This window comes from Pseudoalteromonas sp. BSi20429 (assembly GCF_000238895.1).
GTDB lineage: Bacteria > Pseudomonadota > Gammaproteobacteria > Enterobacterales > Alteromonadaceae > Pseudoalteromonas > Pseudoalteromonas arctica.
Genome location: NZ_BADV01000066.1, coordinates 1 through 21,192, shown reverse-complemented (window position 1 = coordinate 21,192; position 21,192 = coordinate 1). Strand labels below are relative to the sequence as shown.

General features: G+C 39.4%; 19 protein-coding genes. 15 read left to right on the top strand and 4 right to left on the bottom strand.

Annotation, left to right across the window (positions count from 1 at the left end):
* The first annotated feature begins 1 nt into the window (after window position 1).
* Together P20429_RS07560 and P20429_RS07565 are read left to right on the top strand one after the other, a co-directional pair.
* Entirely contained in the window at window positions 2–919 is a 918-nt protein-coding gene (locus tag P20429_RS07560) for a carbohydrate kinase (RefSeq protein WP_007584308.1), read from the top strand.
* A gap of 270 nt (window positions 920–1,189) precedes the next feature.
* On the top strand, window positions 1,190–2,659 hold the full coding sequence (locus P20429_RS07565) for a carbon starvation protein A (protein WP_007584306.1): 1,470 nt from the start codon (window positions 1,190–1,192) through the stop codon (window positions 2,657–2,659).
* Between the two features lie 85 nt (window positions 2,660–2,744).
* Here P20429_RS07565 and P20429_RS07570 read toward each other — a convergent pair whose 3' ends face one another.
* Window positions 2,745–3,263 (bottom strand): TetR/AcrR family transcriptional regulator, encoded by a 519-nt coding sequence (locus P20429_RS07570; RefSeq protein ID WP_007584304.1) that lies wholly within the window; start codon window positions 3,261–3,263, stop codon window positions 2,745–2,747.
* A gap of 390 nt (window positions 3,264–3,653) precedes the next feature.
* Between P20429_RS07570 and P20429_RS07575 the strand changes: the two genes are divergently transcribed.
* From P20429_RS07575 to P20429_RS07590, 4 genes are all read left to right on the top strand, one after another.
* Entirely contained in the window at window positions 3,654–4,274 is a 621-nt protein-coding gene (locus P20429_RS07575) for a glutathione S-transferase family protein (RefSeq protein WP_007584301.1), read from the top strand.
* 49 nt (window positions 4,275–4,323) lie between these two features.
* On the top strand, window positions 4,324–5,016 hold the full coding sequence (locus tag P20429_RS07580; RefSeq protein ID WP_007584295.1) for a cupin domain-containing protein: 693 nt from the start codon (window positions 4,324–4,326) through the stop codon (window positions 5,014–5,016).
* A gap of 98 nt (window positions 5,017–5,114) precedes the next feature.
* Complete coding sequence (locus P20429_RS07585) at window positions 5,115–5,495, top strand: STAS/SEC14 domain-containing protein (protein WP_002960091.1); 381 nt, start codon at window positions 5,115–5,117, stop codon at window positions 5,493–5,495.
* A gap of 157 nt (window positions 5,496–5,652) precedes the next feature.
* On the top strand, window positions 5,653–6,105 hold the full coding sequence (locus tag P20429_RS07590) for a nuclear transport factor 2 family protein (protein WP_007584284.1): 453 nt from the start codon (window positions 5,653–5,655) through the stop codon (window positions 6,103–6,105).
* A gap of 84 nt (window positions 6,106–6,189) precedes the next feature.
* Here P20429_RS07590 and P20429_RS07595 read toward each other — a convergent pair whose 3' ends face one another.
* On the bottom strand, window positions 6,190–7,083 hold the full coding sequence (locus P20429_RS07595; protein ID WP_007584276.1) for an AraC family transcriptional regulator: 894 nt from the start codon (window positions 7,081–7,083) through the stop codon (window positions 6,190–6,192).
* Window positions 7,084–7,255: 172 nt separating this feature from the next.
* On the opposite strand from P20429_RS07595, the gene P20429_RS07600 reads away from it, so the two are divergent.
* The 9 genes from P20429_RS07600 (at window position 7,256) to P20429_RS07640 (ending at window position 16,352) form a co-directional block, all read left to right on the top strand.
* Complete coding sequence (locus tag P20429_RS07600) at window positions 7,256–8,776, top strand: aldehyde dehydrogenase family protein (protein ID WP_007584266.1); 1,521 nt, start codon at window positions 7,256–7,258, stop codon at window positions 8,774–8,776.
* Between the two features lie 583 nt (window positions 8,777–9,359).
* Complete coding sequence (locus tag P20429_RS07605) at window positions 9,360–9,707, top strand: DUF2282 domain-containing protein (RefSeq protein WP_007584265.1); 348 nt, start codon at window positions 9,360–9,362, stop codon at window positions 9,705–9,707.
* Window positions 9,697–10,623 (top strand): DUF692 domain-containing protein, encoded by a 927-nt coding sequence (locus P20429_RS07610; protein WP_007584264.1) that lies wholly within the window; start codon window positions 9,697–9,699, stop codon window positions 10,621–10,623. Before P20429_RS07605 ends, P20429_RS07610 begins: the two co-directional genes overlap by 11 nt.
* Window positions 10,620–11,447, top strand: coding sequence for a DNA-binding domain-containing protein (locus P20429_RS07615; RefSeq protein WP_007584263.1), 828 nt, complete (start codon window positions 10,620–10,622; stop codon window positions 11,445–11,447). The genes P20429_RS07610 and P20429_RS07615 overlap by 4 nt, the downstream gene beginning before the upstream one ends.
* 26 nt (window positions 11,448–11,473) lie before the next feature.
* Window positions 11,474–12,022: a DoxX family protein gene (locus P20429_RS07620; RefSeq protein ID WP_007584262.1), complete on the top strand. Its 549-nt coding sequence runs from the start codon at window positions 11,474–11,476 to the stop codon at window positions 12,020–12,022.
* 196 nt (window positions 12,023–12,218) lie between these two features.
* Complete coding sequence (locus tag P20429_RS07625) at window positions 12,219–13,463, top strand: sodium:proton antiporter (RefSeq protein WP_007584260.1); 1,245 nt, start codon at window positions 12,219–12,221, stop codon at window positions 13,461–13,463.
* Between the two features lie 97 nt (window positions 13,464–13,560).
* A complete protein-coding gene (locus P20429_RS07630; RefSeq protein WP_007584259.1) occupies window positions 13,561–13,932 on the top strand; it encodes a DUF3703 domain-containing protein in 372 nt (123 codons plus the stop codon).
* A gap of 173 nt (window positions 13,933–14,105) precedes the next feature.
* The gene (locus P20429_RS07635; protein ID WP_007584250.1) at window positions 14,106–15,578 is read left to right on the top strand and encodes a S41 family peptidase; all 1,473 of its coding nucleotides are present in this window, start codon (window positions 14,106–14,108) and stop codon (window positions 15,576–15,578) included.
* A gap of 54 nt (window positions 15,579–15,632) precedes the next feature.
* On the top strand, window positions 15,633–16,352 hold the full coding sequence (locus P20429_RS07640) for a hypothetical protein (RefSeq protein ID WP_007584248.1): 720 nt from the start codon (window positions 15,633–15,635) through the stop codon (window positions 16,350–16,352).
* Window positions 16,353–16,443: 91 nt separating this feature from the next.
* On the opposite strand, the gene P20429_RS07645 is transcribed toward P20429_RS07640, so the two are convergent.
* Together P20429_RS07645 and P20429_RS19665 are read right to left on the bottom strand one after the other, a co-directional pair.
* A complete protein-coding gene (locus tag P20429_RS07645) occupies window positions 16,444–19,377 on the bottom strand; it encodes a TonB-dependent receptor (RefSeq protein ID WP_007584246.1) in 2,934 nt (977 codons plus the stop codon).
* Between the two features lie 65 nt (window positions 19,378–19,442).
* A partial coding sequence (locus P20429_RS19665) for a hypothetical protein (protein WP_033026906.1) occupies window positions 19,443–21,192 on the bottom strand: 1,750 nt, incomplete at its 5' end.

Genomic DNA, 21,192 nt, shown 5'->3' with positions numbered 1-21,192 from the left:
TATGAGCATTTTAATTAATCATAAATCAGGCGAAAACGTAAGTGTTAGCTGCTTTGGCGAAGTGCTGTGGGATTGTTTTGATTCAGGTAAACGCCTAGGTGGCGCGCCACTTAATATGTGTGTGCGTATTAACTCACTTGGCATTAAAGCCGATATGATCAGCGCTGTTGGCAACGACGAGTTAGGCGCTGAGTTACTTGGCGAAATTACTAGCAAAGGCGTAAGCTGCGAATACATTGCTATTAATAGTGACAAAAAAACTAGCACGGTTGAGGTAACGCTCGACAGTGGTGGCTCAGCAAGTTATGAAATAGTGGCAGACACTGCGTGGGATAATATAGCGCTTACTGATGAGTTACTTAGTAAAGTTAAAAGTAGCGATGTATTTGTATTTGGCAGCCTAATTGGGCGAAGCGAAGCGTCTTTAGCAACATTAAATCAACTAGTTGATGTTGCAAACTTTAAAGTATTTGACGTAAATCTACGTGCACCGCATTACAAGCTAGAAACACTTGTAGATTTAATGAATAAAGCAGACTTTATTAAATTAAACGATGAAGAGCTATACGAAATAGCAAAAGCGATGGGTTGTAAGTTTCATTCGCTTGAACAAAATTTAGCGTTTATAGCACAGCAAACAAATACCGATTACTTATGTGTAACCAAAGGTAGCCACGGTGCTTTATTAACAATCAAAGGCGAAAATTTTTATAATTCAGGTTATTTAATTAGCGTAATTGACACTGTTGGCGCAGGGGATTCGTTTTTAGGTTCGTTAATTTATCAGCTTTGTAGCAACGACGACGCGCAATATGCCGTTGACTTTGCATGTGCCGTTGGAGCAATGGTCGCCGAAAGTTCTGGCGCAACACCTACTTTAACGCATCAACAAATTAGTGAGTTTATGAACCCACTTTAAAAAAACATTGTGTGTGAAAGCGGTTATAACGTAAAAGTTTAACCGCTTTTTTTGTGCCCAAAATAAGACGTGTGTAATAAATATTCAATGTGGAGCGTTAAGTGTGCAGGTTGCGTAAATAGTGGCTTATATCGATTATTGTATTAGCTAAACGTCTTATTGTTTGAGGGTTGAAGCTTTGTTATTGTTCGTCGATTATTCACGGATTGAAAAGGCGGGGCGACACACAATGCGCTCTATAACTAAAATACAAAAAGAGAAACGTGCTTTATGATCATCTTTTTTATCTGCCTCACTATTTTAATACTGGGCTATAAGTTTTACAGCCCATTTGTTGAAAAACAAGCCGGTTTGGATTCAACTGCTGACACACCACAAAAACGCTTTAGCGAAGGTGTTGATTACGTAGCTATTCACCCTGTACGAGCATTTTTAATTCAGTTTTTAAACATTGCTGGCGTAGGTCCAATATTTGGCCCAATTTTAGGTGCTTTATACGGACCAGTTGCACTAGTATGGATTGTACTTGGTAATGTTTTAGGTGGCGCTGTACACGACTTCTTCTCAGGTGTAATGAGTATAAAAGAAGACGGTAAAAGCTTACCAGAAATCGCAGGCCATTATTACAACGTCGTATTTAAAGGCTTTATGCTTGTATTTACTGCCATGCTACTGTTTTTTGTAGGTGTAGTATTTATTATGAGCCCTGCAGGTTTGCTAAGTAACCTTGATTTTTTTGAAGGTACAATACTGGCAAATAATACCTTTTGGGTACTTGCTATTTTAGCGTATTACTTTTTAGCTACTTTGCTACCAATTGATAAAATCATTACTAAATTTTACCCAATTTTTGGTGCCCTAATGATTGTAATGACAGTGGCAATTGCTATTTCATTACTTATTAATGCGCCGCACTTACCGGTACCAAGTGACTTTTTAGCTTACTTTGAAGCTGACCACGCACATGACTTTTTAGAGCCAAACCCAGATGGATTACCAACATGGCCACTGTTATTTATAACAATTACCTGTGGTGCTATTAGTGGTTTTCACTCTACTCAAGCGCCTATTATTGCGCGTTGTTTAACTAACGAAAAATACGTACGTCCAGTTTATTACGGCGCTATGATGTGTGAAGGTATTGTAGGTTGTGTATGGGCACTTGCTGGTATTGCAGCGTTCCCAGATGGTTACGCGGGCTTAAAAGCGTTGCTTGATCAAGGTGGTCCAGGTTTAGTTGTTAACCATGTAGCTAACAGTTACTTAGGCGTATTTGGCGGTATAATGGCAATTATTGCAGTAGCCGTATTCCCAATTACTTCTGGTGATACAGCGTTCCGCTCACTACGTTTAACAGTTGTTGATGCGTTTAATATTCCACAAAGTTTACGTAATCGCTTATTAGTGGCGTTACCTATACTTGCCATAGCGTACTTTATGACGAAGCTCGATTTCTCATTAATTTGGCGCTACTTTGCATTTTCAAACATGCTGCTTTCTACAAGCGTATTATGGCTTGCCACTAAGTACTTGTTTGACCGTGGTACATTCCATTGGATTGCGAGTGTTCCTGCTGTTATAGCAACTGCGGTAACGGTTTCTTATATTGGTACTGCCGCAATTGGTCTTAACTTATCAAGTGATTTAGGTAAACCTATTGGTGCTGTAGTAACAGTGATTGGCTTAATTGTTTTAGCTATTGTGCACTCTAAGCATAAAGTTAAACCAACAGCGGTTTAATAATCACATAAGTTATTTCAAGCATTAAAAAAAGCGGGCTATTCATTATGAATAGCCCGCTTTTTTTGTGTACTAAATTTAGGTATTACTGAGTTGCAAGTTCAAAGTAACTGTTATCGTCGAGCGTTTTGCTTATCATCATAGCGCCCTCAAGCAAGCTCACTGTTTGAATAGCCGCTTTAGTAGGGTTGAGTTCACCATTAGCTAAATGCGCAGCGCTAAGCCATGTTAAATTTTGATTAAAAAAGCGTTTTACTTCAAGGCGTACTTTATCTGGAAGGCTATCGCTTTCGGCTCCTAGCAAACCACATAAACACATTTTTTTATCGGTTACTAATGCACTTCTAAAAAGCTGAGTGTACACATCAATAGGATTTTTACCGCTTGCTTTAAGCTCGCTTGGCTCGCCTAACGCAGCTAAAAAAGAATTAGTATATTGATGAGCAAGCTCAGCACCTAAATCGGCCTTAGTCGGAAAGTGATAGTGCACACTGGCGCTCTTAATTCCAACTTCGCTGGCGAGCTCTCTAAAACTAAAATTACTGTACCCGCCAAGGCGCACCTTGTTTTCAGCTGCTTTTAATAACGCTTCTTTTTTACTCACTTTTAATATTTTCCTATCTGCAGTAATACCAATTTTATTAAAACATGATCATTGTATCGCATTAAACAACTCACTAACTGCGTTAAAAATTATTCATATAGAATAACTAGATGTCATAATTTTCGCCTTGTTATTGCGCTACTTTCTTAGCGCAATAATAGATCACTTATTTAATGCAATTGGTATAGCAAAATTATCGACCAGTAGGTAGTTATTTACAAGCGTTTTTATTTTTAAGCAACCCCCTAATTTTATTATTAATTAAGTTAAATCCTATAAATCAGAAAAATTTAAACGTTGACTTAAATTTAGTTTAATATTATAAATTACCTATCAGTAGGTAGGTTACTGCCATTAATTCACTTTTAAACAATAAAGATAGAGATTGCTATGAAAATTTATGATGTAGAAAACTTTCCAAACCCACTTCGTGTTCGTATCGCTTTAGCTGAAAAAAATGCCACTTCAAATGTTGAGTTTGTACCTGTTGATTTATTAAATGGTGAGCACAGAACAGAAGCCTTCTTAGCTAAAAACCCATTAGCAGGTGTGCCCGTATTAGAGCTAGATGACGGCACATTTATATCAGAAAGTACCGCTATTACTGAGTATATTGATACCGCATTTGAAGGCCCATCTTTAATGGGTGAAACCGCAAAAGAGCGTGCAGTAATTAACATGATGCAAAAGCGCGCAGAATCTATGGTGCTTGACGCTGTGGCAACTTACTTTCATCATGCAACTGATGGCTTAGGTCCAGAGCTTGAAACGTATCAAAATGTGGCTTGGGGTGAAAAACAAGGCGAAAAAGCACGCCAAGGGTTTAGCTATTTTAATGATGTTTTGGCGCAATCGGCGTTTGTTGGCGGTGAGCAGTTTAGTATTGCTGATATTACATTGTATGCTGGGCTGGTATTTGCTGGATTTGCCCAAATAGTAATCCCGAATGAGCTTACCCATTTAGTTGCATGGCAAGAAAAAGTGGCAAAACGCCCAAGTGTTGCTGGTTAATTAGGTTGTTAGTTTAAAATTTAAGTGGAGTTACGGTTAGGAGCCAAATATGAAAATTGCTGCCGATTTTAGTAAACGAGTTGTGGTACATAGCGAAACGCTCCCGTGGGTTGCATCGCCAATGGCGGGGGTTGATAGGCGAGCGCTCGATAGAGTGGGCGACGAAGTTGCTCGCGCAACGACCATTGTTCGTTATGCACCTGGCAGTGAATTTTCGCCGCATGTACATACAGGCGGTGAAGAGTTTGTTGTGCTTGAAGGGGTATTTCAAGATGAACATGGTGACTTTGCGGCAGGTTCTTATATCCGTAATCCACCGCAATCAAAGCATAAACCGGGGTCTGAAAATGGCTGCGTTATATTTGTAAAGTTATGGCAGTTTCAGCCAGGGGATCGAACGCACGTGCGTTTGCAAACAGACTTGATGCAAAGTGCGGCGCATCCTAGTTTTAACAATGTAGCCGTAACCCCTTTATACAAAGACGACTTTGAAGAGGTAAGCTTGTTGCACTTTGAGCCCAATGCCTGCATGGTTATAAGCGCAAAAGGTGGAGCAGAGCTGCTAGTACTTGAAGGCTCATTTGAAGAGCAAGCCGATACCCTTGTAAAAAACAGTTGGTTAAGAGTGCCTATTAATAGCTCCGTTAACGTTAAAGCGGGAATTAATGGTGCAAAAGTATGGCTTAAAACGGGCCATTTAACTGATGTAGAAAACCAGATATCTCGCGTAAAAAATGCGTAACTGAGTCGTTTATTTGAGGTTGTTTATTGATTTAGTTCAGGACTAATTAATTTTAGAAGGTGTACTTTTACCGCTCAGCCTATTTAAGGAGAGCAGTAATGGTACACACAACACATGGTTTATCGATTGGTCTTGAACGTGCAGGAAGAGAGTTTTTTTTAAAACTTAAAGCCGTTGGTACGCTTACTCACGACGACTACAAAATAATTACCCCAATGATAAACTCAGCTCTTGGCGAAGTTAAGCACCCAGTTGTAAACGCCTTAATAGATGGTAGCGAACTTGAAGGTTGGGAACTACGCGCAGCGTGGGATGACTTAAAGTTAGGTGTTAAGCACTCTAAAGAATTTAAAAAAGTAGCTATTTACGGTAATAAAGAGTGGCAAGCTCGAATGGCAAAAATAGGTAACTGGTTTATCTCGGGTGAGGTTCAATACTTTGAAAATGCTACCGCAGCCATAGATTGGCTAGATGAATAGCTTGATTGAAAAAATTAAATTAAAGCACTCTTATAGAGTGCTTTTTTGCTCTATGGGTAACATTGTTAGGTAGTTACATTCGGTTTATTTCAATTGTTAATACTGCTCTATTAAAATACACTCATTATTATTGAGCAAACTACACATTATAAAAACAATGAAACAAGTACTTACCTTTATTACATTCCTGATATTTTCGACATCGATACATGCAAAAGATAACAACATATTCACGCCGGTGAGCGATCTTTTTTTGGCTGTTTCTAACGTTGATCACACGCAAATGCGTGCAGCCGTTGATGATTCATTTTTACTTTTAGAGCACGGTGAAGTGTGGACTATTAATGACTTTATAAATGTTGTTAAGCCTTCTGACTTTATAAGAACTAATTATTTTAGTGTTATAAATTCGCGTGTAGTGGGTGATGTTGCATTTATTAATTACTGGAATAAAGCCAATATTAAAAACACCGAAAGAAGTATTGATATTTATTGGTTAGAAAGTGCCGTTGTATCAAAAGTGGGCGACAAATGGTTGTTATCGCAAATGCACTCTACTCGGTTACCCCAAGATGAAATACCAAAAGGTGTCACTTTTATAAAGCAATAGATATAACTCTAACTTAAAGCCCCGTAATATGGGGCTTTAATCGTTTAAATTATATCAGCCAACTCAGGTAATGCCCCTTTAGGGCTAATGTCGACACTCTTTAGGCGCAATGCCAAACGTTTGTTTAAATAAACGACTAAAGTGGCTCGCGCTATTAAATCCAACATCAAAGCAAACTTTACTAATTGCATGGCCTTGTAGCAATTGAGTACGCGCTTTTTTAAGTCTTAATTGTTGCTGCCAAAGGGCTGGGCTAGTGCCAAATGCAAGTTTAAACTGCTGATAAAACTTACTGCGGCTCATGCAGGCTATTTTGCATAAGGTATTTATGTCGAGCGTTTCACTTAAGTGTTCTTCAATATAAAGCAGGGCATCGCTGACTTTTGTTTTAAGGCGTGGCTTATCGCAGCTAGCCAGCAATAGCTCGCGGCTTTGTTGTTGCAATAAACGGGTGATCAATTCGTTTAATGACAAGTCAATCAAGTAATGCCGCTGTGCGCCTTGCTCGCTAAATAAATGCACCATGCGCTCTAATAATTGCTGCGTTTGCATATTATGTTGGGTATGCACTAACTGCGGTACATATTCAAACAAGCCATCGTGTGCAAAGTTTTGCTGCATGTTTAGTGCATTCGCCACGCTCGTTATTTTATCTGTGCTAATTTCAATGGCTAAACAAGTAGTTGGAGTGCTCATTGATGCCTGTGGAAAATCAATTAATACACCTTGCTCTGGCGCTAATACAAACGACTCGTGTGGTAAAAATGCTTTATGGTATTGGCTGCTTTCTACGTGCATTACCTTTTTGCCGCTAAGCATGGCACAAAACAGCAGCTCGTTTGAGTGCAGTGCCACCTTTTGCGCGCTTTGATACGTGTCGTAAATACTCAACTCACTGCTATCTGCAGCGAATGTGACTTTGTTTTCTATTAATACATCAAGTTGTTGGCGTTTTTTGTTTAACTGAGATGTGTGCATATCAATCCTTTAGGTTTTTATTAGTTTGGACTCACAGACAACTTTTGTGGACAGCTAATCAAGTTTTTAGGCGCTTGTTAGGCTAATGTCAAACAACACTGATTAAATATAAAGCATTTTGTTTTATATAAATGTTCGACCTTTAGCTAACAACAATAAAGAGAGCACACACATGATATATGCAAATCCAGGTAGCGACGGCGCACTCGTAAACTTTAAACAACAATACGGGAACTACATTGGCGGAGAGTGGGTAAAGCCTGTAAATGGCCAATACTTTGATAATATAAGCCCAGTAAACGGTAAGGTATTTTGCCAGATACCGCGTTCAGACAAAGACGACATAGAGCTGGCTCTCGACAAAGCGCATGCAGTGCGAGAGCAATGGGGCACAACGTCGGTGACCGACCGAAGTAACATACTGCTAAAAATAGCCGACCGAATTGAGCAAAACCTAGAGTTACTAGCTGTTGCCGAAACATGGGATAACGGTAAAGCAATTCGTGAAACACTCGCTGCTGATATTCCGCTAGCGGCAGATCACTTTCGCTACTTTGCAGGGTGCCTACGATCGCAAGACGGCACTATAGGTGAAATAGACGCAACCACCGTTGCGTATCATTTTCATGAGCCACTAGGGGTTGTTGGGCAAATTATTCCGTGGAACTTCCCTATTTTAATGGCCGCCTGGAAACTAGCACCAGCACTTGCTGCAGGTAACTGTGTAATTTTAAAACCGGCTGAGCAAACACCAGCTTCTATTTTAGTTTTAATGGAGATAATTGGCGATTTACTCCCTGCAGGCGTATTAAATATAGTAAACGGCTTTGGTAAAGAAGCGGGTGAAGCACTGGCAACAAGCAAGCGTATCGCTAAAATTGCATTTACAGGTTCAACGCCTGTGGGCTCACATATTTTGAAATGCGCTGCTGAAAATATTATTCCTTCAACGGTCGAGCTCGGTGGTAAATCACCTAATATATTTTTTAATGATGTAATGGAAAAAGACGATGCGTTTTTATCCAAAGCTATTGAAGGCGCTGTGCTTGCTTACTTCAACCAAGGCGAGGTGTGTACGTGCCCATCAAGGCTGTTTATTCAAGAAGACATTTACGAGCAGTTTATTGAGCGAATACTCGAACGTACCTTAAAAATTAAACGCGGAAACCCGCTAGATAGCGAAACTATGGTTGGCGCACAAGCTTCAAAAGCGCAATTTGATAAAATACTGAGCTACATTGAAATAGGCAAAAAAGAAGGCGCTGAAGTACTCACTGGCGGTAATGTAGAGCAGCTAAGTGATGACTTAAACGGTGGTTACTACATACAACCTACGTTATTAAAGGGCACAAACGATATGCGTGTGTTCCAAGAAGAAATTTTTGGCCCTGTTATTTCAATGTCGACCTTTAAAGATGAAGCCGAAGCACTCGAGCTTGCCAACAGCTCTGAGTTTGGTTTAGGTGCAGGTGTGTGGAGCAGAAACATGAATCGTGCTTATCGTATGGGTCGCAAAATAGAAGCAGGGCGAGTGTGGACTAACTGCTATCACATGTACCCAGCACACGCTGCGTTTGGTGGTTATAAAAAATCAGGAATAGGGCGCGAAACGCACAAACTGGCACTGGAGCACTACCAACAAACTAAAAACCTATTAGTGAGCTACAGTGAAGATCCGCTCGGCTTCTTTTAAATAAAGAGCCTAAGCTTTAAATAAACAACCATTAAGTAATAATGCCAGCGCTACCTATTTGTAGCGCTTTTTTTATAGGCAATCAACCGTTGATAATGGCCATGTAGTCCAACATTTTAGCGTTGCAGAAAATAACATTATAATGACGGTGTTTACGAGTCCTACTTAAAAAGCGCTAATTTAGCGAGTATACAGTGGTGTAAATATAAGGAGCCTTTAAATAATATTTTTATCCTTCCTCAGTTAAGTAAATTTCTATTTGTAGATCATTACCAAAACAAAGTGCCTCAATGCATCTAATCCACTAAATATGAACTTTTCCAAGCTTATTCATTATCAAAACAATTAGGTTAGCTTTTCTAATGTTTGTATTAACTGCTTAGTCCACTATATTTACTTCTTGTTTACAGTTGTATTTTCGTTGTAAGCAAATAATCTGAAAGTTTTTATAACAACGATAGGTCTATTAAATTGATAAAACGGCGATACCGCTTATCCTTATTGTACTTGTTTATGAAAATGTGGATGTTTATTAGCATCCATTGATAAAACAAGAAAAAATATTTTAATCAGGAGCATACAAATGAAAAAAGTAAATTTAACTACGGCTTTATTAATTGGCGCATCAGCAGCAGTATTAAGTGCAGGCGCAGTAGCTGGTCCTAACAGCCAGTTAAAAGTTGCAGAAGGCGCTTCAGCAAAAGTACAAGAGCAATTTAAAGGCTGGGTAGCTGGTGATAAAGTTCGCGGTCGTAAAGATAAATGTTTTGGTATTGCTTTAGCTGGTGAAAATGATTGTAAAGCAGGTGCAGGAACAAGTTGTGAAGGCACTTCAACTACAGACTTCCAAGCTAATGCATGGACATATGCACCTAAAGGCGTGTGTGAATCAATTGTAACTCCTAATGGAAAAGGCTCGCTTGAAGGTTAATAAAGCAGGTTTTCCCCAGTACATTGTTGCTGGGGAGCAATTAGGTGCAGGTCTTAGTTTAAAGCCAGAACATCTTGACGACATTTTAGCTTTACCAGTAAAACAGCCAGTTACAAATAATAACCTTTGGTTTGAAGTGCATACAGAAAATTATTTTGTAGCAGGTGGACCTCGGTTAAATTATTTGAGAGCGATACGTGAAAATTTTGATATTAGTTTTCATGGTGTTGGCGGCTCGTTAGGCTCTGATCATAAAGCGATGCTTGCTCATACTAAACGAGTTAAAGCGTTGATTGATGAATTTCAACCAGCACTGGTATCTGAACATGCAGTTTGGTCTAAGTCTGAGGGCAAATATTTTGCAGACTTAATGCCTTTACCTCGCACACAAGACGCTCTTGAGTCTTTAATTAATGGGATTGATTGTTACCAGACGGGCATAGGTCGGTCAATTTTAGTAGAAAACCCAAGTAACTATTTAGATTTTATAAGTGATATGGATGAACCTCAATTTTTAGTTGAGGCGGCTAAGCGCTCTGGTTGTGGCTTACTGATCGATATTAATAACTTATATATCAGTAGTAAAAACACGGGTATTGATGCGCTTGATTATTTAAAGCAGATCCCCGCTGAGCTTGTTGGAGAAATTCATATTGCAGGGCACGATCCGGATCCAGCTCTTGGTCAGTCACTATTGATAGACAGCCATGCAGCACCGGTAGCGACTCCTGTATGGGATTTGCTAGAACAAGCAATTGAGATATTTGGTCAGCGACCAGTGCTTGTTGAGCGAGATGCTAATATACCATCGTTTGAAGAGCTTATGAGCGAGCGAGAAACTGCGCAAAACTATTTGAATCAAAGCGAGTTACAAAGCCGCTTAAATATATCTCATAAAGAAGTGGTTCCCCAATGAGTACCAATCAATATATTGATGCTTTTACTCGCTATTTGCGAACGGGCGATCCAAGTGCAATGGAGCATTTTTGCGAAAATCCATCGCACATTAAAAGATTAGCTGTGTATAGAAACGGGTTTTATAAAGGCTGCGTTGATGCATTAATAGCTAACTTTCCTATGTGTGAAAAAAAAGTAGGTAGTGAGACCTTTCGTAAAATGGCACGACTTTATGTTGACCGTTTTCCACCAGAGCAGGGCACTTTGGTGGGATACGGATTAAGCTTTCCAGACTTTGTTGCAGGCTTGATTGAAGATGGTGAAATTGAAAATAAACATATTTTTGAAGTCACTGTGAATCAGCAAAGCGCATCAAATTTATATATGAACTTAGTTGATATTGCGCATTTAGATTACGCGTGGCTAATGAGTTTGATGAGCGCTGATTCAACTGAAACTTTAACTATAGAATATGTTACTCAACTAATGGAACAAGGTACTGAGCTTACTGAACTCAATGTAAAGCTTAACCCCAGCGTACTGTTACTTAGTGTGAGTGAAGGCGCATTTTTTGAATGGATTTCGCTAAAAACAAATAATAATGATGTCGCTGTAACTAAATCCTCCACTGAGGATTTTATTATGTTATGGCGCTTGCAAGGTGCGGTGCAAGCCCGTTCCCTTTGCGCTGCTGAAGTTAAACTTATGCAGGCCCTACAAGGTACAGGTAGGTCGTTGGGTGAAGCTTTTGATGCAGCAATAACAGTAGATGAAAACTTTGAAGTGAGCGAAGCTTTTACAGCATGCTTACAAAATGAATTATTAGAAATCCAAATCAATTAGTACACATTACAAGAGTAGGAATAAATATGGGCATGATAAAAAAAATACAACAACTGTACGTGCAGATGGGAGAGCAGTTATCGCGGTTCTTAGAGCCCATAGCGCTGTTTTTTCTTCGTTTTATGGTCGCTAAAGTATTCCTAGACTCTGGTTTGAGCAAATGGGATGGCTTTTTACAATTTAATGTTGATAAATACGACCTATTTAAATACGAATTTTTCTGTCCTGATCCTGTTAGAGAAGGTGCCTTGCAACTTTGTAACCCACAAACATTAGATTATGTTGATGGCTCATTTCTTGTAAAAGTAATTGAAACACTTGCTGTGGTTGCTGGTGTTGTTGAAGTGTTACTCCCAATATTACTGATTATCGGTTTGTTTTCTCGCTTTGCAGCGTTAGGCCTTATTGGTATGACAATGTTTATTCAGCTTGCAGTTTTTCCTACACTGGATCATTGGATTAATCCGGCATCGTGGTGGGCTGTTTCATTATTAGTGATTTTTGCTCGTGGACCTGGCTTTTTATCTATTGATAAGTTACTTGGTTTAGACGCAAAACGTGCAGCAGCTAAATAAGCTTTTGCATATTAAAAGTTAAAAGTTAAAGGTTAAACGTAACCGGCAGACTAGTGTTATTTAGGTGCCGGTTATTATTTTAGATTAAGTAAACGAATACAAATTAACTCAATAAATTGTGCTGATTTAATATAACTAACCCCAGCCCTGATATTTTCTAATAAAAATACTAAGCCACGCCTAATAGGATCTCCCAATGGAAATAGGATTACTCATTCTTCTTTTTTCAGTTAGTGCTTACTCTATGCTAGCAAAAAAGCTGTCCACAACCATTATTACCGCGCCAATGGTATTTTTAGGTATTGGTTTTGCCGTATCTCAGGCTGGACTTATTAATATAGGCGATGCACATGAAACCGTGTATTTAATAGCAGAAATATCGCTAGTTGTATTATTGTTTTTAGATGCTTCACAAATAAACCTACGCAGATTAAAAAGGCAAAATACATGGCCTTTAAGAATGCTATTGATAGGCTTGCCGTTGAGTATTTTGATTGGTACAGGCTTTGCTTATTTGTTTTTCCCACAGTGGCCTTGGGCAATGCTAGCCTTAGTTGCGGCAATTTTAGCACCGACTGATGCAGCTTTAGGTCAAGCTGTTGTTAGCAATGAAAGTGTCCCTTTAAACGAGCGACAAAGTTTATCCGTTGAGAGTGGTTTAAATGACGGACTAGCATTACCTGTTATTTTATTTTTTGCCAGTATAGTTGCTATGGAAACCGGCTCTCAAGAAAATGAAATGTCATGGTTAGTGTTTGGATTTAGCCAAATATTTATAGGTATTTTGGTTGGCGCATTTATGGGGTTCTCGAGCGGACGTTTATTTTTATACTCTGAGTCAAAAAAAATATCATCGACTATATATGAAGGCATTGGTGTTTTAGCACTTACCGGCACATCATACCTAATGGCAAGTTTACTGGGCGGAAATGGATTTATATCAGCGTTTGTTGCAGGTTTAGCCTTTGGTAATATTGTAAAAGGCCATTGTCGATTTATATACCAATTTACTGAGAGTGAAGGGCAAATATTAATTTGGACTTCGTTTGTTATTATTGGACTTGGCTTACTTCCTTCAGCTGTTGAGCATTTAACCCTCCCTGTTGTTGGTTATATTTTAGTAAGTATATTTATTGTACGGCCTCTTGCTATTTACCTATCGTTAATTGGCACTAAAGCTAAAGTATTAACAAAAGTGTTTATGGGGTTCTTTGGACCTCGAGGTCTTGCCACAGCGCTTTTTGCACTTATTATTTCTAAAGATATTTTAGGCCAGTACGGTCACTCAGTTTTAATTGTTGCAATTAACGCTGTATGGATGAGCACTTTAATACACGGTATTGCAGCAGCACCTATGGCTAATTGGTACGGCGCTAAAATTAAAGTGCTAAAAATTAAATCAAGAGAGCTCGCAAAACTAAAAAACAAAAGTAGCAATTGAACCAAAATAGGAACTCGGTTATTGTTTGGCCATTAATAAACATAGGCTATAAACGAGTTGCTTTAAATACTCGTTATACGCTTACAGGGATAGAAGTATGTTTAGTCAATTCACTAAAAATATAAAATTATATGTAAATGCCGAATTAGATTTAGCTCATTTAGCTAATAAAAATGGCAAGTTTATAGAGGCATTTGAGCATTTAGAAAATGCTCATGTACTCGGTCAAGAATCTACTTATTTTCATGTTAAAGTGCATATATTGATGTTTTGCTGGGCGTTTAAGCAAAACGATTTACGTGAGCTTTTAGGACAGACATTTCGTATTGCTGGAGCAGCTACCAAAACTGCGTTTGGATTAATTCCCAGCGGTAACACTGGCGGGGCAAACGTCAGCCCCTTCAAAGTCATGCCTATTTCTGCTGAGTATTCAGATTATATTGCACGCGCTAAATCAGATGTACAATAAAGCATTATTGATTAGTACTTCATTTTTGGCGAAAAATAGCTTCCCCGACTAATTTTTAAAAATGCTTCAGTTAGCTAACTAGCTCTTAATTATAAATAAAAGTAAACTTTGCATTATTGTCAGCTTATATTTAACTTAGCATGTTTAAAAAGCTAATAATTAAATGGATTTTTATGACTATAAAAACAAAAATAATCAACTATGTATTACTCCCAACTTTACTACTATCACCACTTGTAAATGCTGGACATGAGCAAGCTGTACCCACAACGCCAGAGCAGTGGCGCAGTATAACAGAGCGCGATATTAACGCGGCTTATAGTATTACTACACAAAATCACCCCGGTATGTTTGATGTTAATAACCCAACTTTCCCTGATTTATTAAAACAAGCAAAAGCAGAGGCGCTTACATTGTCGGCTCAAGCGAGTGGGCCGCAGGTTCATGTTGCGGCAATTGCTCGTTTTAGTACTGTTTTACAAGATGGCCATGCTGGCGCGTTTTCAAGCGTAGATAGACCCGCGCGCCGCTGGCCAGGCTTTAGTGCTGTTTGGCGAGGTGATGCGCTAAAAGTGTATTACAGCGAAACCAAAAGTATTAGCAAAGGTGACGTTGTAAGCCAATGTGATGGGCAAAGCACTGATACCTTAATGCGTGAGAGAATATTTAAGTTTCATGGTGAAGTTGCACAACCTGGGCATTGGTGGCAGCAAGGTTGGCGGTTACTAATTGACGAGGGCAATCCATTTTTAACTCCTTTAAAAGCATGTGAATTTGTTAAAGCCAATGGTGATACCTATACACAAGTATTAAATTGGTCAGTAAAGCCTAAGTCAGCAAGCAAGCATTTAGAAAATGCTTATAACGGTGATGAACTCCCCATTGATTTAACGTGGCCTGAAAAAAACATTGGTTGGATTGCTATGCCTAGCTTTTCATCAACCGATAAACAAACTGCTGCCTACAATAAAGTATTTGAAAAAATACAACAGCAGCGTAGCAAGTTACTTACTGCAAAAGCCGTGGTATTAGATTTGCGCCATAACCAAGGTGGCTCATCTTATTGGAGCTCACAAATAGCAAAAGGATTATGGGGCCAAAAAGTAGTAGAGCAAAAAGCAAATAATACTTCTCAAAACACGCAAGTATGGTGGAGAGCATCAAAAGATAATACTGACTATGTAGAGTCTTTATTTAGCGTTGTAAAAGATCAACCCGAAGTACTGAAAACTCTTAAAACCGTCGCTGCTGGCATGGCTCTATCACTTGAAAATGATGCCCCGTTTTATGTAGAAGAAAAGACTAATACGCTAAATAACATACCACATACACCTTTAGTGAGTGACTTTAAAACCAAGGTGTTTGTTATTGTTCCGCCGCAATGTGCTAGTGCTTGTTTAGATGCACTTGATAAGTTTAAGCTTTTTGAAAATACAACGTTATTTGGTGCACCAAGTAGTGCTGATTCTATGTATATGGAGGTACGTTTAGCTGATTTACCTTCAGGCTTAGGCAAAGTTATTGTACCTAACAAAGTATACGTAAACAGAGCGCGAGGGGCAGGGGCTTACTACAAGCCAGATATTGCGTATAACGGCATTGATTGGACAACCAATCGGCTGCTTGAGCAGATTAAAAAATACTAGGATTTGTAAATAATTACCTACTTTAGAATTAAGTAGCTTAGAAGTTGGAATAACATGAAATCAGATAAATTTTTTAAATGGGTATGGAATCTTAATGGGCTAGTTTTATTTAGTGGACTTATAATTGCTATATTGTTTGTTTTTTATCAACTTGCTTCTGTCATTTTTAAAGATCAAATTCTCGTAAAACAAACAACATTAAATTTAGCTCAAGACGATAACAAAGAAGAAAACTGGCGCTTAGGTTATCCACATAAAATAAGTGGTACTGATTTTTATTTTATTGCACTTGAGTCCGAAAAACTGTTTGTAGAAAAAAGTGAAGTACTGGGGATATATAATGAGTTTGGCGGAAGTAGCTATAAACCAACTAGATCAAAAAACGTTCTCTTCACTAATAGCATTACGAATAACTCTGTTTGGTTATTTAAATCTATAGATCAGTTGATTATAGATATAATGCCACTTGTAGATGATGAGTTTAATGAAAGGTCAGCCACCCGCGCTATCTCTTATGAAGTAATAAATAGTGATACAAATTTAGATAATAAATTGGATAACACCGACAATCGGACTTTTGCTTTAAGTAAAGTTGATGGCTCTAATTACACTGAAATTATTACAGATTATAATCGTATAGTTGAATCAGGTTTAAATTCTGACGGGGAGCTTTTTGTTATTTTTATTAATAATAATGTGGTTTATTCAATGCTTGTGGATTTAATTACATTTGAAATATTAAGTAAGAAGCCTTTACCAAAGGTCGGAGGTTAACAGCTCATTACTGGTAAATAACTAAGAGTTAAGGCAATAAAAAACCGCTCAGTGAGCGGTTTTTTTGCATTTTTTACTAAAGGAAATTTAGTTAGAACGTGTAACGAGCACCAATTGAGTAACGAGGACCGTATTGATTAGCAAATAAGAACTGCTCTTCGTAACGTCCGTAACCTTCTTCGGTTGCATTATTTAAGTTTATGCCATCAAAAAATACCGTTACGTTTTCGTTTACATCGTAGTTTACGCTCATATCCCATTGGCCATACGCTTTAGCATATTGCGGAGGCGCATCAGCTGAACCTTGTGCTTGGCCAACACCAATTAGGTATGAGTCGCGCCATGCATAAGTAATTTTAACTGATAGGCCGTCTTTTTCGTAAAAGCCTTGGAAGTTAGCTGAGTCACTTAAGCCTGTAAGTGGTGCTTGTTGGTCAAGGCTTTCGCTATCAAATTCAACGTCGCCATCTACAAACGTCGCGTTAACACCTACACCAAAACCGGTTTCACCAATTAGATGTTGAACTGCAACTTCAAAACCATCTACCGATTTACTGTCGGTGTTTTGCGGTTGGCTAATATTCCATGTAATTAGCGGATCGTCGCTGTTTGGCTCAATAACGCCATTTGCATTGCCGTAACCGCTGGCAATCATTTGTGCAAAAATAGCGTCGGTTGTTGCTTGCTCGCCACGTGATTCAATATCGCTTACGGCTTGTAAGTAACGAGGGCCGTTTAAAATATCGTGCAAGCCATCAATAGTGGTTTGCGTAATGGTGGTTTGAATAAAGTTATCAACATCTTTTTTAAAGTAACCAACAGATGCGTAGCTGCCTTCTGCGTAGTAATACTCAAGTGATAAATCAAGGTTTGTTGATTCAAACGGTAATAAGTTTGTATTACCTTGGCCACCTGTACGAGAACCTGGTTTTGGGCTGCCTGTTAAACTACGACCACCGGCTAAATTACCTAGTGGTGCACGCGACATTGTTTTACCCCAAGATACGCGGGCTACTACGTCTTCAGTTAAATCAACACTTACGTCGATTGAAGGCAGTAAAACATCGTAATCACCTTGTTGCTCTAAGAAGTTATCATCGCCGCCAGCAGCGTATTGCATGATCCACTCTGAAGCGCTGATCCAATTAACTTGATCTTCAACGCGTTGACGCACAGTACTTGTTACGTCTGTTTGCTCATAGCGTAGGCCTGCATTTACTTTTACGTAGTAGTTACTTACGTCAAATTCCCAGCTTGATTGAACATAAAAGCTATTAGTGATTTCTTCTACGTAGCTCTCGCTATCTATTCCGTCTGCGTATGCATTAGCTGTATATGCATCGCCACCCGTTACATCAGCCGTTAAATACGCAATTTGGCGCGCAACAGCTTCGTCAAAGTCATAGGTATAGTAGTAACCAGGTTGTAAGTCGCTGCCGCCGCCATCAAACTGATCTAAAAGGCCTGATGTGTCGTTGCGGGTAAACATACTATCTGGGAATATTTCTGTATACGATGGGTTAAAGCCTGGACCACCTACTAAACCACTCCACGCGGTGTAACCACCGGTGTTTTGTTCTGTACGTGATGCGCCAAATTTAACTTTAACTAAACCAATGTCATAGCTTTCGTTATACCATGTTGTATGTAGCTGTAATTGTTCAATGTTTGATTCACCTGGTGAATGAATAAACTGACTAAAGTTTGAATCAATTTCGCCAGGCGTTAATTCACTTGTGCCATTTAACCAATTAACTTGTGCACTGGGTACTTCGCCCGTACGGTAATCATAAATCTTATTAGCTAGCTGATCCGAACCTAAAATTACTTGGCCGGCACTTCCCAGCCCTTTGTCGGCGCCGTTATCAGTTTCGTTTTTAGAGTCGTGGTAATCAAGCTCTACGTGCCACGTGTCGTTAATTTCCCAATCTAGATTTAAACCTAGAGAGCGCGCTTTTACTTCTGTAGTACCTTTATTAGCTGTGAATGATGCATCGTTACCGCTAATATCAGCATAAACAGCTGTACCATTTTCATCTAGTTCGTAGCCATTAATATTGCTACCAAAGTCGTTCCAAATACCCCAACCAATACTTTGAGAACCTGTTACAGCTTTACTTGCGGTGTAATCAAGTGTTGCTACAAAGCCATCTACCGGTGCAAACTGAAAAGTAACTTGTCCGTTTGTACGTTCACGTTCTACATCTTCAATAGAGTAGTTCATGTCTTTAGGGAAGTAGTAGTTACCTGATGTATCTGTACGGTTATCAACAACGTTGCTGCTATCTAAATCAGGTAGGTCTACGTTTGCTTGCCAGCCTTGAATATTGGCACTTTGTTTTTGAAAGTCACGCTCTTGGTGCGAAAACGAAAAACCAAAACCAAAAGTGTCATCTACAAAAGTATTGCTGTAAACAGTAGAAAACTCTGGTGTTACGTCATCGCCAGCTTCGTTTGACGAGTCGTGATTTGCTTTAACGGTTGCTGAAAAGTTCTGACCCGGCTTTTGAAAAGGGCGTCCAGTAGAAATATTTACCGTTGCACCTAAGCCACCGCTTGGCACGTCTGCACGTGCTGTTTTAAATACTTCAAGGGCACTTACACCTTCAGAGGCGATGTTTTCAAGGTTATACGAACGTGTATAACCTGTGCCCGGCATTTGGCGGCCATTTAAGGTAATTAAGTTAAACTCAGGGCCAAAACCACGTACTGTAATTTGGCTACCTTCACCGTTTGCACGGCTCACCGATACGCCGGTAATACGTTGTAATGATTCTGCTAAGTTGGTATCTGGGAATTTACCCATTTCTTCAGACGAGATAGCATCTACAATACCAGAAGAGTCGCGTTTCATATCCATAGAACGAATAAGTGAACCACGAATACCTTTTACTTCAATAACTTCTACATCAGATGAAACGCTTGTTTCTGCTTCTGCCGCAATAGCTGTGTTTAATGTGCTTGCAGCAATGATGAGAGACACAGAAGCCGCAAGTTGGCTCTTTTTAAAATTGAATGTGTTCATAATAGCTCTGCTTTATAAAATGTTGTTGTGTAGCAATAGGCGCTAAGCGCCTATTGGTGTGTGTTTTATGGATTTGCAATAATCACGTTGTCTATACGGTAAAGCGCGCCATCGCCCATGTCCCAGCTAGGAAAAACCATAATTACGTTTAATGCGCTAATGTCTAAGCCGGCATCAAATAATTGCTGAAGAGGGAAGGTGTATGTTTGCCATTCGCCCGTTACAGGTACTTGGCCTTCAACACTGCTAGATAAAGCAAGCTCTACGGCACTCGATGTACCAATTGATTCAATTTTAAATAGCCATTGTGCGTCAATATCTGAAGGGGCTGATACAACTTTCATATCAAATTGAACTACACCATTTTCAAGTATTGCAGAGGCATCGAACGATACGTCTTCATCAGCAATAAAGCCCATTACTGTAGCAGTAGAACCAATGCTAAATTGCGCTACTGCGCCATGCGCGTCATCATCGGTTTCTGTTGTTGGTGTAGAGCCACCACAACAATCCCAAATACTCCACTGATCGGCAGCTGCATCTTTAAATACAGTAAGCTCACCCGTTGCAGCTGGCGCTGCATTTGGATTATAAATCTTAACGTTATCTACACGGTAAACAGAGCCTTCACCTGCACCCCACGCTGGGAAAATCATTAGTACATCTATAGTACTTACATCTAAGCCAGCAGCTGCAAGATCAGACAGCTTAAACGTATATGTTTGCCACTCGCCAGTAACTGGCGCTACGCCTTCAACACTTGCCGTTAATTCAAGCTCTACTGCAGAGTCACCTTCGTTTGACTCAACTTTAAACAACCACGGTGTAGTTGGGTCACTCGGTGCAGACGTTACTTTTAAATCAAATTGAATAACGCCTTCATCTAAAATGCTACTAGCATCAAACGATTCACCTGCGCCACCTGACGATGTGCGGCTATTAAAGCCCATTACAGTAGGCTCTGCACCAATGCTAAATTCTGCGGTTAAACCATGCTCTTCATCATCCATAGCTTCAACAGGGGTTGAGCCACCACAACAATCCCACATTGGCCATGCTAGATTTTGCTCATCAGTAAAAATAGTAAGCTCAGGTGATACGCCTAAGTTATCTTGAGTAATCTCAACATCGTCAATTAAATAAACAGCGCCTTCACCTGCGCCCCATGCTGGAAACACCATGATCACATCAATTGCACTAATATCTAAATTTGCAGCATCTAGATCTTTTAATAAAAATGTATAAGTTTGCCATTGGCCAACAACAGGACTTTCGCCTTCAATGCTATCTGTAATCGGCATTTCTAATGCGCTAGAACCTTCATTACTTTCAAGTTTTACAAGCCAAGCTGCATCAGCAGTGCCTGGTGCATTTGTTACTTTCATTTTAAAACGAACGTAACCTTCATCCAGCATTGGAGAAGCATCAAACGGGCTGGCTTTTCCTGCTTCGTCAGTAATAAAAATCTCACGGCTAATAAAGCCCATTACAGTGGGTTCTGCACCTACTACAAATTCAACTACATCACCTTGGGTTTCATCTGCAACAATAGCGGGAGTAGATCCTCCACAACAATCCCATGCAGGCCAATTTGGATTAAATGACTCACCAAAAATAGTCAGTGGTGTTGCAATGCCTGTCGAAGGTGGGCTAGGAATTGGTGCATCGCCTTCAAGCAATGCATCGTCTAGGCTATTGTAACCCGGGCGAATAGTTTCACAGCCTTTACCTGTTTCAGGGTTTGACGCACATTGATAAACACGTACGTAATCAATAGCAAAGGTTTGGCCGTTTTCAAATGCGCTAGCATCTATA